We start from the raw sequence: 16,187 nt of genomic DNA on the forward strand, positions 1-16,187 counted from the left end.
GGTTAGCCGAGGATGAGGCCTGGGTCGGGGTGGGGGTCTGGGGTGGGGGCGGGGATCTTGTATTCCTCGGTGAGGGTGGTGACCGGGCCGGGCCAGGTGGCCTGGGCGACCTCGATGGGCTTGCGGTGGGCGTCGTACGCCACGTGCAGCAGGTGCAGCACGGGAGTGTCGGGACGGATCTGGAGGGTTTCCGCCTCCTCCCGACTGGGCTGGCGGGCGGTGATCGTGTCGGTGGCCGTGGCGTACCGTCGGCCGGTGGCCTCCTCGGCCTCCTGGTAGAGCGGGCGGCCGAAGGCCTCGGCGCGTTCCAGGGTGGTGCCGGCGGTGTCGGCGGGCAGGAACCAGGAGGCGCCCACCTCGACCGGTGAGTCCTCGGTACGGACCAGATGCCGACGGCAGAGCAATTCGGTGCCGTCCGGTACGCCGAACGCGTCCGCCACCTCGGGTGGGGCGGGGGAGCGGCCCACGGAGACGAGTTGCTGCCGGTAGCGGGCGGCCAGATCGGTGTGGTAGCCGCGGAAGCCGCCGTAGCGCCCCCGGGACAGCCGGTTGAGCCGTCGCCGGGTGCCGCGGACGTACGTACCGGAGCCGGGTTTGGTGATCAGGACGCCCTCGACGCGCAGTTGGTCGACGGCGCGCTGCACGGTCTGCTTCGCCACGCCGAACATCTCGGCGATGGCCGGGATCGACGGCAGGCGCTCGCCCGGACCCCAGTCGCCGCGCCGGATCTGCGACTTGAGCTGCGCGGCGATCTGCCGGTGCGGGAACTCCGCCGCCCCCGGGTTGATCTGCATCCCGACCCCCTATCAGCTAGGTTCCTAGGATGCCCTACGCGTGGTGATCCGCGCCACCCCGACACTCCAGTGCATCAGGCGCCGGGGGAGAGGTGATCAGAAACAGGCCCCAGGCGATACCGCCTGGGGCCTGCGAAAATTTACGGGGGTGACTACCAGGAGCCGGCGGTGGGGCCGGCGGAGCCGCCTCGACGGCGGAGGTACTTCTCGAACTCCTGGGCGATCTCGTCCCCGGTCAACGGGGTGATGCCCGCGTCGCCGACCCGCTCCTCCAGCTCACGGACGTACTCGCCGAGTTCGGCGTCCTGCTCGGCGGCGCTGCGTACCCGCTGCTCCCACTCGGCGGCCTCCTCGGCCAGGTCGGCCATCGGCACCGGCAGGTCGACGACCTCCTCGACCCGGTGCAGCAGGGCCAGGGTCGCCTTCGGGCAGGGCGGGTTGTTGGCGTAGTGCGGCACGTGTACCCAGAACGAGACCGCGTCGACCTCGGCGCGGGTGCAGGCGTCGTGCAGGACACCGACGATGCCGGTCGGCCCGTCGTACCGGGTCGGGGTGAGCTGGTAACGCTTGGCGGCGTCGGCATCGGAGGCGCTGCCGCTGATCGGCAGCGGTCGGGTGTACGGCACATCGGCCAGCAGCGCGCCGAGCAGCACCACCCGCTCGACCTCGAGGCTGTGGCAGATCTCCAGCACCTGTTCGCAGAAGGTGCGCCACCGCATGCTCGGCTCGATGCCCCGGATCAGCACCACGTCCCGCTCGGTGCCGGACGGGCTGGCCACGGTGAACCGGGTGGTGGGCCATTCCACCCGCCGGGTGGCGCCGTCGGACATCGCGATGGTGGGCCGGCTGACCTGAAAGTCGTAGAAGTCCTCCGGGTCGAGCTCGGTGATCGGTCTGGCCTGCCACACCTGTTCCAGGTGTTCGACTGCGGCGGTCGAGGCGTCGGCGGCGTCGTTCCACCCCTCGAAGGCGGCTATGGCCACCGGAGACCGCAGCACCGGCAGCCCGTCGAATTCGGTCACGCCGTCACCTCACCCCGTGCCTCACCGGCGCGACCCAGGCTCGCCCCGGTCGTGCGCCCGTCGTGCATGGTGGTGTCGCTGTAGTCCCTCACATTGGTAGCCTACGTGCCTTGTCCGGACAGGGCCCGCCGGCCGCGCCGGATCGCCACCGACACGCCTCCGGATCGGTACGACACCCCGCCGGACGCCGGGCCGCTCGCTCCGTCCGATCTCCGGGTTGCCGGCACGGCGCAGCACAGTGGGGCAGCTGTCATCGATGGCACGATGTGGGATGGCACGCTGCGATGGCTCAGTTCGTGCCGGAGCGGACTAACCTGACAATGTGCGGACTTCGTTGCTCGATGCGTTGGCAGACCGGATCCTCATCACCGACGGGGCGATGGGGACGATGCTCCAGGCCGCCGACCTGAGCCTGGACGACTTCGATGGCCTTGAGGGCTGCAACGAGATCCTCAACGTCACCCGACCGGACGTGGTGCGCGGAGTCCACGAGGCGTACCTCGCGGCGGGCGCCGACTGCATCGAGACGAACACCTTCGGTGCCAACCTGCCCAACCTCGCCGAGTACGACATCGCCGACCGGATCTGGGAGCTGTCCGAGGCCGGCGCACGGCTGGCCCGGGAGGCCGCCGACGCGTACGAGACGCCGGAGCGCCCCCGCTGGGTGCTGGGTTCCATCGGACCGGGTACGAAGCTGCCCACCCTGGGGCACGCCTCCTACGCCAGCCTGCGCGACGCGTACCAGCAGAATGCCGGTGGTCTGATCGCCGGTGGGGCGGACGCCCTGATCATCGAGACCTGCCAGGACCTGCTCCAGGTGAAGGCCGCGGTGATCGGGTCGAAGCGGGCGATGGCCGAGGCGGGCCGGCAGGTGCCGATCATTTGCCACGTGGCTGTCGAAACCACCGGAACGATGCTGCTGGGCAGCGAGATCGGGGCGGCGCTCACCGCGATCGAGCCGCTCGGGGTCGACCTGATCGGCCTCAACTGCTCGACCGGCCCGGCCGAGATGGGTGAGCACCTGCGCTACCTGTCCCAGCACTCCACCGTGCCAGTGTCGGTGATGCCCAACGCCGGGCTGCCGGTGCTCACCTCCGACGGCGCGTACTTCCCACTCGGGCCCGAGGACATGGCCGAGGCGCTGGAACGCTTCGTCGTCGACTACGGCGTGGCGCTGGTCGGTGGTTGTTGCGGCACCACCCCCGAACACATCCGGGTGCTCGCCGAACGGCTGCGCGACGTCGCGCCGGTGGCCCGTGAGCCGCGTATCGACGCGGGTGTCTCCTCGATCTACCACCACGTGCCGTTCGCGCAGGACGCGAGTGTGCTGATGGTGGGGGAGCGGACCAACGCCAACGGCTCGAAGGCGTTCCGGGAGGCGATGCTCGCCGCTGACTGGCAGGCGTGCGTGGAGATCGCCCGCAGCCAGGCCCGCGACGGCTCGCACCTGCTGGATCTCTGCGTCGACTACGTCGGTCGCGACGGCACCGTCGACATGCGGGAGTTGGCCGGCCGGTTCGCCACCGCCTCCACCCTGCCGATCATGCTCGACTCGACCGAGCCGGCGGTGATCGAGGCCGGGCTGGAGATGCTCGGCGGCCGGTGCGTGGTCAACTCGGTCAACTTCGAGGACGGCGACGGCCCCGATTCCCGGTACGCGCGGGTGATGCCGGTGGTCGCCGAGCACGGCGCCGCCGTGGTCGCCCTGCTCATCGACGAGGAGGGCCAGGCGCGTACGGCGGAGTGGAAGGTCCGGGTCGCCGAGCGTCTGATCAATGACCTGACCGAGCGGTGGGGGCTGCGCCGCGCGGACATCCTCATCGACGCGCTGACCTTCCCGATCGCCACCGGGCAGGAAGAGACCCGACGCGACGGCATCGAGACCATCGAGGCGATCCGGGAGATCGCCCGCCGCTGGCCCGGGGTCAACTTCACCCTGGGCATCTCGAACGTCTCCTTCGGCCTCAACCCGGCCGCCCGGCAGGTGCTCAACTCGGTCTTCCTGCACGAGTGCGTACAGGCCGGGCTCACCTCGGCGATCGTGCACGCCAGCAAGATCCTGCCGATGGCGAAGATCCCCGAGCAGCAGCGGGAGATCGCCCTCGACCTGATCTACGACCGGCGTCGGGAGGGCTACGACCCGGTGCAGCGGTTCATCGAGGTCTTCGAGGGCGTCGACGCGGCGTCCGCGCGGGCCACCCGGGCCGAGGAACTGGCCGCCCTGCCGCTCAACGAGCGGCTCAAGCGGCGGATCATCGACGGTGAACGCAACGGCCTGGAGGCCGACCTGGACGCCGCGATGGCCGCCGGCACCGCGCCGCTGGCCATCATCAACGACATCCTGCTCGACGGCATGAAGGTCGTCGGTGAGCTGTTCGGCTCCGGGCAGATGCAGTTGCCGTTCGTGCTCCAGTCCGCCGAGGTGATGAAGACCGCGGTGGCGTACCTCGAACCGCACATGGAGAAGGCCGACGACGGTGGCAAGGGCCGCATCGTGCTTGCCACCGTCAAGGGCGACGTGCACGACATCGGCAAGAACCTGGTCGACATCATCCTGTCCAACAACGGCTACGAGGTGGTGAACATCGGCATCAAGCAGCCGATCTCCGCCATCCTCGACGCCGCCGAGCAGCACCGCGCCGACGCCATCGGCATGTCCGGCCTGCTGGTCAAGAGCACGGTCATCATGAAGGAGAACCTGGCCGAGATGGCGTCGCGCGGGGTCGCGGAGCGCTGGCCGGTCCTGCTCGGTGGCGCGGCGCTGACCCGGGCGTACGTCGAGGACGACCTGCGGTCGATGTTCCCCGGCCAGGTGCACTACGCCCGTGACGCCTTCGAGGGACTGTCCCTGATGGACCGGGTGATGACCGCCAAGCGTGGCGGCGCGCCGGTGATCGATCCCGAGCGGGAGGCGGCCCTGGCCGCCCGCCGGGCCCGCCGTGAACGCCAGCGCGCCGTGGTCGCCGAGTCGCTGCCGGAGTTGACGGACACCTCGGTCCGCTCCGACGTGGCCGCCGACGTGCCGGTGCCGACCGCCCCGTTCTACGGCACCCGGGTGGTCAAGGGGGTGCCGCTGGCCGACTATGCGGCGCTGCTGGACGAACGGGCCACCTTCATGGGCCAGTGGGGGCTGCGCGGTGCGCGCGGTGGCAAGGGCCCGTCGTACGTGGAACTGGTGGAGACCGAGGGTCGGCCCCGGCTGCGCTACTGGCTGGACCGCCTGATCGCCGACCAGGTGCTGGAGGCGGCCGTGGTGTACGGCTACTTCCCGGCGTACTCCGAGGGCAACGACTTGGTGGTGCTGGACGAGAACGGGCATGCCGAGCGGGCCCGGTTCACCTTCCCCCGGCAGCGGCAGGAGCGGCGGCTCTGCCTGGCCGACTTCTTCCGCCCCCGCGGCGAAGAACTGGACGTGGTCGCGCTGCAACTGGTCACCGTGGGTCAGCCGGTCAGCGAGTACGCGGCCAAGCTGTTCGCCCGCAACGAGTACCGCGACTACCTGGAGGTGCACGGCCTGTCCGTGCAGCTCACCGAGGCTCTCGCCGAGTACTGGCACAAGCGGGTACGCGCCGAGCTGACCCTGCCCGACGGTCGTACCGTCGCCGACGACGATCCGACCGACCTGGCTGGCCTGCTGCGCACCGACTACCGGGGCTGCCGGTACGCGTTCGGCTACCCGGCCTGCCCCGACCTGGAGGACCGGGCAAAGATCGTGGAACTGCTCGGCGCGGAGCGGATCGGCGTGCAACTGTCCGAGGAGTTCCAGCTCATGCCCGAGCAGGCCACCGACGCCATCGTCGTCCACCACCCCGAGGCCAGCTACTTCAACGCCAAGTGATGACCGCAGGTGCCGTGACCTGCACTTCCGGCACCTGCGGTAGGCGTTGAACCATGATCATGCCGTCCCCAGGCCGTCACTGGGTTCCGGACCGTCATCGTCGGCCTGGTCCTCACCGAACGCCTTGTCGATGGCGCGGCGGGTGCGGTCCTCACTGCTGGGCAGCAGATGGGTGTAGGTCCGCAGGGTGAATCCGGGGTCGGCGTGGCCCAGGTACGTCGACAGGGCCTTGATGCTCTCCCCGGCATCCAGGAGGACCGAGGCGTAGGTGTGCCGCAGGACGTGCATCCCGTTGCGCCGGTCGTCCGGGATGCCGGTGGCCCGGATCGCGTGCTTCCAGACGCCAGGGTTGAACTTCGAGCGGCTGAGCGGCAGGTCGTCCGCGTCGGTCAGGTAGAGCGTGACCGACACCGGGTCACCAGTCGGAGTTGCCCAGGGCAAGGCGACCTCTACCGGCGGGTACTGCTCGGCATGTTCGGCAAGGCGGCGCGACACCGAGGCGGGGAGAGGAACTTCCCGAGTCTTGCCGCCCTTGGGCGGGGCGAAGATCAGCGCCCCGCGTACGAGCTTCACCTGTCGGACCACTTGGAGAACGGGCCGTGTCGGGTCGAGGTCGGTGGGGCTCACGCCGAAGATCTCTCCCTGCCGCAGGCCGCAGCCCGCGCCCAAGTCGACACTGACCCGGTAGCGGTCCGGCATCTTCGCGCGAAACGCGGTGAGTTGGTCGACGGACCACGGCCGTCCCAGCAACTGTTTGACAGTGGGTTTAGTAGGCGTGTCCATGGCCGGGGCCAGTGGGCGAAGATGTCAACGCATGCAAGAGCCGTTGGTACTCGGCTGGTTCGCCGATCGCGGCCCTGTGCTGTGGGTGGTCGACGTAGTGGCGGATCGTGTCGGCGATGAACCAGGGGTGGATGTTGTCGATGCGCAGCCGCCGCCGGCCGTGCGGCAGTATGCCACGGCGGCGTACCAGGTCCGGTTGTGCGTAGGTCAGGGCCATGGTGGATGCCCTGACTGCGGGCTGGGAAGGGCGGCCGGGTGCCAGGGCCTCCCACGGCACCATCAAGGAGCCGGTGAAGTCGCGTTGACAGATACCGTCCGGTCGCAGCTCGACCGAAACACCACGCCAGCCGCCGGCAACGTGTACACCGACGCCGACCAGGAGCAGCAACGGCAACACCATGGACGGGTGGCCCCCGTAAATTTCGTCAAGGTCGCGAGCCCCCAGCGGCAGTGAGGCCAAGAACATGTACGCCACGGCTATATAGACCTGGAACGCGCTCGGTTCAGTGGCGAACGCCCGAACCTCGGGCTTGACCAGAAAGACCGCCTGCCGTGGCCGAAGCAGGGCGAGTATGGCCAGCGACAACGCCAGCATCCCGGCGAGGATGGTCGCGATGCCCAGGATCGAGCCCAACTGATCGGACAGCCGACGGCCCACGGCCAGGACCACGGCCAAAACAAGCGCAATGGTGAGGATCGGCCGCCGGTATCGGACCGTCACGGCGGAGAACGCGGCCAACATGCCAGGAGCGTAGTCGACCTTATCCACAGCTTTGGCCCCTCGATTCCCGGATCTCCCCAAGCATCTGGTGGGACGCCCCGTCAAGCATGTCCCGTGACGGGGCAGGAAGGGAGGCTTCGAGCGGGAGGCTTCGGGAGGCCACTTCGGGAGGCTTCGGGAGGCTTCGAGCGTGTGAGAACTTCTGTACGAGATCAAGGCGGCCCGCTTCGCAGGCCGCCCGCGCCGCCGAACCAGGGCCGGGCCTGCCGGCCCGCCGCGTTGCCTCTGGCCTTCGGCCGCCGGCACGCGGTTACCAGCCCGCCGCCGGCGCGACATACGACGAAGCCCCGGGCCGCCATGGGTGGTGGCAGATCCGGGGCTTCGTGTTGTTCAGTTCAAGGGCAGTGCCTCCGGCGGGGTCCTCAGGCACTCCAGGATGGCTGAAGGCAGCTGGGGTGTGGTGAGTGAAATCGGAGTCAGGACTGTTTAGCCGTCCGGCTCTTCCTCGGCGCCTTGGCGTTGAACCGTTTCGGCGTTTTCAGCTGCTGCCGTCGCTGCTGCCACTGCCGGATCGTCGGTGGACCACCATGCGGGCGGCCAGCCCGGCGTCGGCGGTGAGAGCAACTAGGGGCGGCAAGCTTTGGCAACTGCCGACAACTACCGCCCTGGCCAGGGCTTCGAAGGATCTGATTGATGATGTTCTTTCGACATGCTGGGTGTAAGGGGTTCAGACCCCCTCGAAGTCGGCGGTTTGCCTCACCAAGATCATGCCGTCGCCAGGCCGTGCGAGGTGAACCAGCGGCGACCAATGCTGACCGATGATGACTGCCCGCGTCCGAGGTGGCGCGGCGTGGCGTCCGCCTTTGATCGCCGATGCCTGCCAGCGAGATCAGTACAACGCCAAGTAGGGCGCAAGGGCGTCACGGCGCCCTGTCGAGCTGAGTGCCCAACCGCACCAGGCGGTGTGGTGGGGCGTGGTTGCTGCTGGGCTCCGGGACGTCCGCGCGTCGATCTGCCCCTTCACGCCGTTCGGGGGGTCTGGCACACTCACGCGCCGTGACGATCTTTCCTGCTCGTGTGGCGCTGACCGCGGTGGCCGGCGTTGTGCTTCCGGTTCTGTTGCTGGCGGGCTGCGCCAGCGACGGGGCGCCGGATGCGACGGCGTCGTCCGACGCGATTCGTGCCGTGCCGGAGGACTTATGCGACCGTGTCGATTACGCGCTCGCCACGTCGGCCTTCGACGGCGGGCCGATGCCGATTCCGCCGGCGGACGACGATCGTGGCCCCAACTTCCGGTGCCACAAGGGCTTCTTCGAGGGGGATGAGTTCCGCGGCGGGTTCGTGTTCTTGAAGGTGCAGAGCTTTGGTGGGGCGGGCGAGGCTCGTACCGGGTTCGAGCGTTCCGCCACCGTGACTTCGGCAGAGCCGTTCGAGGGCGGTTCGGAGATCGTCGCCGATGCAGTCCGCTATCAGCAGCTCCGGGACGATGTCAGGATCGAGATCCTGGACGCCAACGTGATCATGGAGGTCCGGCTGGCAGTGGTGAGTGCGGTGAGCGACGAGCAGGCGGCGGCGATGCGGCCGACAGCGGTCCGGCTGGCGGTGCACGCGCTGGATCTGATCCGTGCCGGCTGATCACCGCCGGGTTGTCTCGTCGAGGCCCGGCTGGCCTAGTCGCGGTGCAATGATCGACTCCGTTTCGGCGTAACGGTGGTATCGGGCGGGGGCGGTAGGCGCCGTTTCGGCGTAACGGTGGCACCGATTGTGCCGGTGGCCGGGCTGGCGCATGGCGCGCCCGCGCGGACGGGGGACTGGGGGAGGCTTCGCCGTTGATGATCATCATGGCTGGCAGGATGTAGATCATGCTCGCGTTGCGCCGCACCCTGACCACGTGGACTGTGTCCGTACCGATCGCTGCCCTTGTGGTGCTCGCGCTGACCTGGAACCAGAAGCTCGACGGCATCATGGTCGTGATCGTGGGCCTGTTCCTGGCCGGCGCGGTGCTGGCGGCGGTGCATCACGCCGAGGTGGTCGCGCACAAGGTCGGTGAGCCGTACGGGTCACTGGTGCTCGCGGTGGCGGTCACGGTGATCGAGGTGGCCCTGATCGTCACGCTGATGATCAGTGGTGGGGAGAAGACGCAGTCGCTGGCGCGGGACACGGTCTTCGCCGCCGTGATGATCACCTGCAACGGCATCCTCGGCTTGTCGTTGCTGATCGGTGCGCTGCGCCGCCGGTTGGCCGTGTTCAATCCGGAGGGTACGGGTGGCGCGTTGGCGACCGTGGCGACTCTCGCCACGCTCAGTCTGGTGGTGCCGACGTTCACCATAGGCCGCGCCGGTCCGCAGTTCAGCCCGGCCCAGTTGACCTTTGCGGCGGTGGTGTCGCTGGCCCTGTACGCCCTGTTCGTGATGGTGCAGACCGGCCGGCACCGGGACTATTTCCTGCCGGTGGGCAGTGAAGGGGAGACGCTGCCGGAGGAGGTGCACGCCGATCCGCCGTCGACCCGGCAGGCGCTGATCAGCCTCGGGCTGCTGCTTGTCGCGCTGGTGGCGGTGGTCGGTGACGCGAAGTCGGTGTCCCCGGCGATCGAGGCGGGTGTCGCGGCGGTGAACCTGCCGCCGGCGTTCGTCGGGGTGATAATCGCGCTGCTGGTGCTGCTGCCGGAGACCCTGGCGGCGGCCCGCGCCGCCCGCCGTGACCGGGTGCAGATCAGCCTCAACCTGTCGCTCGGTTCGGCGATGGCCAGCATCGGTCTGACCATCCCGGCCATCGCGATCGCCTCGATCTGGCTGGAAGGGCCGCTGCTGCTCGGCCTCGGCGGCACCCAGGTCACCCTGCTCGCGTTGACGGTGATAACCGGCGTGCTGACCGTGGTGCCGGGGCGGGCCACCCTGTTGCAGGGCGGGGTGCACCTGGTGCTGTTCGCCGCCTTCGTCTTCCTCGCCGCCAGCCCGTGACATCCCGCCGGCACCCGCCACACCGGCCCGCCGGCACCACGCCACGTCGGCACACCACGCCGGCACCACAGCGGCCCGCTAACACACGCCAGACCGGTCCCACAGTGAACCGGTGCGGGCGATACGGCGTACCAGACGGCGACGGGCATGCCGGTCGTACCGTGGGGGTATGGAAGCTGGCATCGCCGAGGCGGGAGGATGCGGTGGCGGCAGACGGGCGGGAGCGGCGTCGGGGCAGATTCGCCGGTCTGGTGGTGGCGCTGGTCGCGGCGACCGCGTGCATGGTCGACCCGGTGGGTCAGCCGGGTGAGCCGACCGAACAGCGGGAACCGGCGTCGCCGAGCGAAGAGGTGACCCGGGCCGACGGCACCGACACGGTCGAGGAGTTCCAGGAGGACGTGGAGGTCGCCCGGCGTACCGCCGAACGCTACTGGGCGGCGCAGTTCGAGGCGTCCGGGAGTTCGTTCCGGCCGATCCGGCAGGTGATCGCCTACCAGCGTGACGGTGAGGTGTCCTGCGGTGGGCAGGAGGTGCCGCGCAACAACGCCGTCTACTGCACGGTCAGCGACTTCATCGCGTACGACATCAACTGGTCGTTCGGGGCGTTCCGGCAGGTGGGGGACGCGTTCGTGTACTACCTGATCGGCCACGAGTACGCCCACGGGATCCAGACCCGCCTCGGGGTCCAGTACAACTTCACCATCCAGCAGGAGTTGCAGGCCGACTGCATGGCCGGGGCGTACCTGGGTGGGTCGGTGGAAGCCGGTTGGCTCACCCTCGACGAGGGTGACCTGGACGAGTTCCACGAAGGTCTGCTCGCCGTCGGCGACGACCCGGGCCAGCCGTGGTTCGCCGAGGGCTCGCACGGCACCCCGGAGCAGCGCGCCGAGGCGTTCTTCCGGGGCTACGAACGGTCGCTGTCGGCCTGCGGGCTCGGTTGAGAAAGGTCACCGACCCGGGCGTACGGCGGTGACGGGCTGACAGGATTCACCGGGTACCCGACGCGAGGAGGAACCGGTGACGAGTCACCCCGCCGCCGTGCTGTTCGACATGGACGGCACCCTGGTCGACAGCGAACGACTGTGGGACGTGGCGTTGGCCGAGCTCGCCGAGACGTACGGAGGCACGCTTTCCGCCGAGGCGCGGCGGGCGATCGTCGGCACCGGGATGGCCGACTCGATGCGGATTCTGCACGACGACCTGGGCCAGCCGCACCGCGATCCGGCGGCCAGCGCGGAGTGGATCAACAGGCGGATCCTCGAACTGTTCCGTACCGGGTTGCAGTGGCGTCCGGGCGCGTTGGCGTTGCTGGCGGCGGTGCGGGCGGCGCAGGTTCCGACGGCCCTGGTCACCTCCAGTGGCCGGGCGTTGGTCGAGATCGCCCTGGACACCTTGGGCCGGGACAGCTTCGACGTGGTGGTCTGCGGTGACGAGGTCGAGGCGACCAAGCCGCACCCGGAGCCGTACCTGACGGCTGCCCGGCTGCTCGGCGTACCGATCGACAGGTGTGTGGCGATCGAGGATTCGGCCACCGGGGTGGCCAGCGCGGTCGCCGCCGGAGCGGCGGTGCTGGCCGTGCCGGCGGAGGTGCCGGTCGCGCCGCGCGACGGCGTACACCAGGTGGAGAGCCTGCTCGCGGCGGACCTGGAGTTGTTGGCGGCGCTGCTCGCCCGCTCCGCCGCCTGACGTCTGCACCGACGCTGCCGACGCTTGTGTTAAAAAGGGCCCCCTGTACCGCGCTAGGCGTTAACAGGGGGCCCTTCCTTACAGGTCAGTCGTGGGCGATGGCGCCCAGGACGTTGATGCGGGCGGCGCGGATCGCGGGCAGGACCGCCGCGATCACGCCGATCAGCGCGGCCAGGCCGAGGAAGACCCCCATCTGACCCCACGGCAGCACCAGGTCGGTGATGCCCTCGTCGCGCAGGGCCTCCACCACGGCGGCGCCCAGGCCGGTGCCGACGACCACGCCGAGCAGCGCGCCGAACACCGAGATCACCACCGCCTCCACCGTGATCATGCCCATGGTCTGCGACCGCTTCAGGCCGATGGCGCGCAGCAGGCCCAGCTCGCGGGTCCGCTCCAGCACCGACAGGGCCAGGGTGTTGATGATGCCGAGTACGGCGATCACGATGGCCAGCGCCAGCAGGATGCGGATCATCGTGAGCAGGCTGTCGAGCTGACCGGCCTGCTGCTCGATGTACGCGTCGAGGCTGACCACGGACACCTCGGGGCTGTTGGCCAGCAGCGCCTCGACGCGCGGCTGCACCTGGTCGACCGCCGTGCCGGGCTCCAGCTGGACGAAACCCTGAATGGGCTGCGGGATGGTGAAGTCGGCGGCCGACTGGGTCGGCACCACCATCTGCACCCCGGTGAACAGCGGCGAGTCGTCGAAGATGCCGGTGACGGTGAAGGTCTGCGCCTCGCCGCGGGCGAACTGGATCGGCACGGTCGAGCCGACCGACAGACCCCGGTCCTTCGCGGTGTCCGTGCTGACCAGCAGCTCACCGGGTCCCAGCCGGTCGATGTTCCCGGCGGAGGCGGTCAGGCTGTAGACCTGGCGCAGGGCGGCCGGTTCGGTCACCGCTCCGGTGTAGGTGCGCTTGCCGTCGACCAGGGACATGTCGCCGTAGAGGCCGTCGACCAGCCGTACCCCGGGGATCGTCTTCGCCTCGTCCAGCACCGCTGGATCGAAGGTCGGCGGGCGGGGCCCGGACTGCGCACCGGCGATCACCAGTTCCGCCTTGACGGTGTCCTGGGCCAGACCGCTGATGCTGCTCTTGGCCGAGTCCAGGATGACGGTGATGCCGGTGACCAGGGCGATGCCGACCATCAGCGCGGCGGCGGTGATCGCGGTACGGCGCGGGTTGCGGCCGGAGTTGAGCCGGCCCAGCTTGCCCGGCACCCAGCCGGAGAAGATCGCGCCGAGGGCCGCCACCACCGGCTTGCTGATCAGCGGCGTCAGCAGGGCCACCCCGATGAAGGCGAACAGCACGCCACCGAGGATGGTGGCAAGCGTGTTGCTGTCGGCGTAGCCGCCCAGGCCGAGGAAGAGCAGGGTGGCGCCGATCGCGGTGACCACCGCCCCGGCGATGGTGATCTTCGTCAGGGGGCGGTCCGGCGTGGCGACGTCCTGCATCGCCGCGATCGGGGGGATCCGCGCGGCCCGTAGCGCCGGCAGCAGCGCCGCCAGCACGGTGATCACCAGGCCGACACCGAACGCACCGATCACCGCCGACGCGGGCACCGCGATCCCGGCCAGGGTCATCCCACCGGCGAGGTTGCTGAACAGGTACGCCAGCAGCGCGCCGATGCCGATGCCGGCGGCCAGGCCGAACACCGCGGCGATCAGGCCGATGGCGATCGCCTCCATCACCACCGAGCCGATGATCTGCTTGCCGCTGGCACCCACGGCCCGCAGCAACGCCAGTTCCCGGGTGCGCTGCGCCACGATGATCGAGAACGTGTTGAGGATCAGGAAGGTGCCGACCAGCAGCGCTACCGCGGCGAAGCCGAGCAGGATCCGGTTGAAGAAGGACAGGCCCTCCTTCAACCCGGCGGCGGCGTCGGCGGAGAGCTGCTCGCCGGTCTTCACGTCGTAGGCGTCGCCGACCGCGGCGGCCACCGCGTCACGCAACTGCTCGTCCGAGACGCCGGTGGCGGCGGTGGCCACGATGTTGGTGTAGACGTCCGGCTCGCCGAGCATCAGTTCCTGCGCCGCCGGCGTGGTGAACATGATCTCGTTGGCGCCGCCCATGGAGTCCCGGTCGCCGCTGTAGCCGAAGATGCCGACGATGGTGAAGTCCTTGCGCGGCTGGAGGGTGAGCACGCCCACCCGGTCGCCGACGGCCACGTCGGCCGTGGTCGCCAGACCCTTGTTGATCACGATCTCGTCGTCGGTCTGCGGTTCGCGGCCCTCGCGCAGCTGCACCAGGTCGCTCTCGCCGACCCAGTTGCCGCCGAGCTGCGGCGGACCGAACGAGGCGACCACCTTGCCGTTGCTGCCGATCAGTCGGGCACCGTCGGCGGCCACCACACCGGTCGCCTCGGCCACCCCGTCGACCGACTGCACCGTCTGCAGAGCGGCAGCCGGCACCGGCCCGGCGAGCTGCGGGCCCTCGAACTCGTTGCCCTGCACCTTCGGCTTGGCGGCGACGCTGACGTCGACCTCTTCGTAGGCGTCGGCGAAGATCTGGTCGAAGGTGCGACCGAGGGTGTCGGTGAGCACGAACGCACCGGAGACGAACATCACGCCCAGCACCACGGCCAGGCCGGACAACATCAGCCGGACCTTGCGGGCCAGCAGGCTCTTCAGTGTCGCCCGAAACATCAGGGAGCCACCTCGGTCAGGGTGTCCAGCTTCTTCATCGTGTCCAGCACCGTGTCGGCGGTCGGCTCGATCAACTCGGAGACGATCTGCCCGTCGGCCAGAAAGACCACCCGGTCGGCGTACGCGGCGGCGGTCGGGTCGTGGGTGACCATGACGATGGTCTGACCGTGCTCGCGTACCGAGTTGCGCAGGAAGTTCAGCACCTCGGCGCCGGCCCGCGAGTCCAGGTTGCCGGTCGGTTCGTCGGCGAAGATGACCTCGGGGCGGGCCACCAGGGCCCGCGCGCACGCCACCCGCTGCTGCTGGCCGCCGGAGAGCTGCGCCGGCCGGTGGTCGAGCCGGTCGCGCAGCCCGACCGTGTCGATGACGATGTCGTACCAGGCCTGGTCGGGCTTGCGGCCGGCGATGGAGAGCGGCAGCAGGATGTTTTCCTTGGCGGTCAGCGTCGGCAGCAGGTTGAACTGCTGAAAGATGAAGCCGATTTTGTCGCGCCGCAGCTTCGTCAGGCCGGCGTCACCGAGGCCGGTGACCGTGGTGTCGCCGACGTGCACGGTGCCTCGGGTGACCGTGTCCAACCCGGCCAGGCAGTGCATGAGCGTCGACTTGCCGGAGCCCGAGGGGCCCATGATCGCAGTGAACCGTCCGCGCTCGAACTCGGCGCTCACCCCCTGCAGCGCGATGACCTGAGCCTCGCCGCTGCCGTACACCTTCCACACGTCGCTCGCCCGGGCTGCGGCCTCTGCCGACCGGCCTGTCGTAGCGGTCACGTTATAACCTCTCCGTCGCTGTTCAGATCGTGCCGCCCTCCCGTGGATCTCGGCACGAGTTCCATCATCTGCGCCGTGTGCCGGCGATCCCTACGACTCCTGGGGGAGTGGGTGCGGATTTCCGGCTGCGGGTAGTCCCCCACCCGGGGTCAGGGTTATCCCGGATCAGCGCTGTGAGCAGCGACGAAGCTCGTCACCACACGATAGTCCGCGACTCTGGCCCCCGCGAGAGACAACCGTTCTCGGTGCAGACCGTCACGGTAGGTGACGGATGCAACGGTCACGTTACGCCCCCGGCCGGACCAGACCCGACTCGTACGCCAAGACCACCGCCTGCACCCGGTCGCGCAGCCCGAGCTTGGTCAACACGTTCCCGACGTGGGTTTTGATGGTGGTCTCGCTGACCGACAGGGCGCGGGCGATCTCGGCGTTGGACAACCCGCGGGCCACCTGCCCCAGCACCTCCCGTTCCCGGTCGGTGAGCGTGCTCAGCGCCTTCGGCGGTGAGGCTGCGGGATCGGGCAGCACGTCGGCGAAGCGGTCCAGCAGCCGCCGCAGGATGCGGGGGGCCACCACCGCGTCGCCGGCGGCCACGGTATGGATCGCGGTGATCAGATCCTCGGCGGGCACGTCCTTGGACAGGAATCCACTCGCCCCGGCCCGCAGCCCACCCACCACGTACTCGTCGAGTTCGAAGGTGGTCAGGATGAGCACCCGGACCGGCAGCCGGGCGTCGACGATCGCCCGGGTGGCGCTCACCCCGTCCATCCGCGGCATCCGGATGTCCATCAGCACCACGTCGGGCAGCAGCCGGCGGGACAACTCCACCGCCTCCGCGCCGTCGCCGGCCTCCGCCACGATGTCCAGGTCCGGCTCGGCGCCGAGCACCATCCGGAAGCCGGTACGCAGCAACGGCTGGTCGTCGGCGAGCAGGATGCGCACCGGACGGGTCGTCGACGGCGTCGGATCGGTCAT

The 16,187-nt window shown here is 69.6% G+C and carries 12 protein-coding genes; 5 read left to right on the top strand and 7 right to left on the bottom strand.

Translation table 11 applies throughout. The annotated features are described in order from the left end of the window. Window positions 1-2: 2 nt before the first annotated feature. Complete coding sequence (locus EG812_RS04460; RefSeq protein ID WP_013734340.1) at window positions 3-794, bottom strand: GntR family transcriptional regulator; 792 nt, start codon at window positions 792-794, stop codon at window positions 3-5. Window positions 795-946: 152 nt separating this feature from the next. Continuing rightward, on the bottom strand, window positions 947-1,816 hold the full coding sequence (locus tag EG812_RS04465; RefSeq protein WP_013734339.1) for a PAC2 family protein: 870 nt from the start codon (window positions 1,814-1,816) through the stop codon (window positions 947-949). 322 nt (window positions 1,817-2,138) lie between these two features. Between EG812_RS04465 and metH the strand changes: the two genes are divergently transcribed. After that, the gene (metH, locus tag EG812_RS04470; RefSeq protein ID WP_193386260.1) at window positions 2,139-5,654 is read left to right on the top strand and encodes a methionine synthase; all 3,516 of its coding nucleotides are present in this window, start codon (window positions 2,139-2,141) and stop codon (window positions 5,652-5,654) included. Window positions 5,655-5,711: 57 nt separating this feature from the next. On the opposite strand, the gene EG812_RS04475 is transcribed toward metH, so the two are convergent. Then, window positions 5,712-6,404 carry a tyrosine-type recombinase/integrase gene (locus EG812_RS04475; RefSeq protein WP_013734337.1) on the bottom strand — a complete coding sequence of 231 codons (693 nt, stop codon included), beginning with the start codon at window positions 6,402-6,404 and terminating at the stop codon, window positions 5,712-5,714. 16 nt (window positions 6,405-6,420) lie between these two features. Next, entirely contained in the window at window positions 6,421-7,179 is a 759-nt protein-coding gene (locus tag EG812_RS04480) for a hypothetical protein (RefSeq protein ID WP_013734336.1), read from the bottom strand. Between the two features lie 1,035 nt (window positions 7,180-8,214). Between EG812_RS04480 and EG812_RS04485 the strand changes: the two genes are divergently transcribed. From EG812_RS04485 to EG812_RS04500, 4 genes are all read left to right on the top strand, one after another. Further along, a complete protein-coding gene (locus EG812_RS04485; RefSeq protein WP_126710811.1) occupies window positions 8,215-8,793 on the top strand; it encodes a hypothetical protein in 579 nt (192 codons plus the stop codon). Between the two features lie 227 nt (window positions 8,794-9,020). Next, window positions 9,021-10,118: a calcium:cation antiporter gene (locus tag EG812_RS04490; protein WP_013734334.1), complete on the top strand. Its 1,098-nt coding sequence runs from the start codon at window positions 9,021-9,023 to the stop codon at window positions 10,116-10,118. A 203-nt stretch (window positions 10,119-10,321) separates the two neighbouring features. Next, the gene (locus EG812_RS04495; RefSeq protein ID WP_126710812.1) at window positions 10,322-11,059 is read left to right on the top strand and encodes a neutral zinc metallopeptidase; all 738 of its coding nucleotides are present in this window, start codon (window positions 10,322-10,324) and stop codon (window positions 11,057-11,059) included. A gap of 97 nt (window positions 11,060-11,156) precedes the next feature. After that, entirely contained in the window at window positions 11,157-11,804 is a 648-nt protein-coding gene (locus EG812_RS04500) for an HAD family hydrolase (protein ID WP_126711111.1), read from the top strand. Window positions 11,805-11,889: 85 nt separating this feature from the next. On the opposite strand, the gene EG812_RS04505 is transcribed toward EG812_RS04500, so the two are convergent. From EG812_RS04505 to EG812_RS04515, 3 genes are all read right to left on the bottom strand, one after another. Further along, window positions 11,890-14,445, bottom strand: a complete 2,556-nt coding sequence (locus tag EG812_RS04505) for an ABC transporter permease (protein WP_013734331.1) — start codon at window positions 14,443-14,445, stop codon at window positions 11,890-11,892. Beyond that, window positions 14,445-15,212: an ABC transporter ATP-binding protein gene (locus tag EG812_RS04510; RefSeq protein WP_043721187.1), complete on the bottom strand. Its 768-nt coding sequence runs from the start codon at window positions 15,210-15,212 to the stop codon at window positions 14,445-14,447. The genes EG812_RS04505 and EG812_RS04510 overlap by 1 nt, the downstream gene beginning before the upstream one ends. A 285-nt stretch (window positions 15,213-15,497) precedes the next feature. Beyond that, window positions 15,498-16,187 (bottom strand): response regulator, encoded by a 690-nt coding sequence (locus EG812_RS04515; protein ID WP_102659824.1) that lies wholly within the window; start codon window positions 16,185-16,187, stop codon window positions 15,498-15,500.

This window comes from Verrucosispora sp. FIM060022 (assembly GCF_003977705.1).
GTDB lineage: Bacteria > Actinomycetota > Actinomycetes > Mycobacteriales > Micromonosporaceae > Micromonospora > Micromonospora gifhornensis.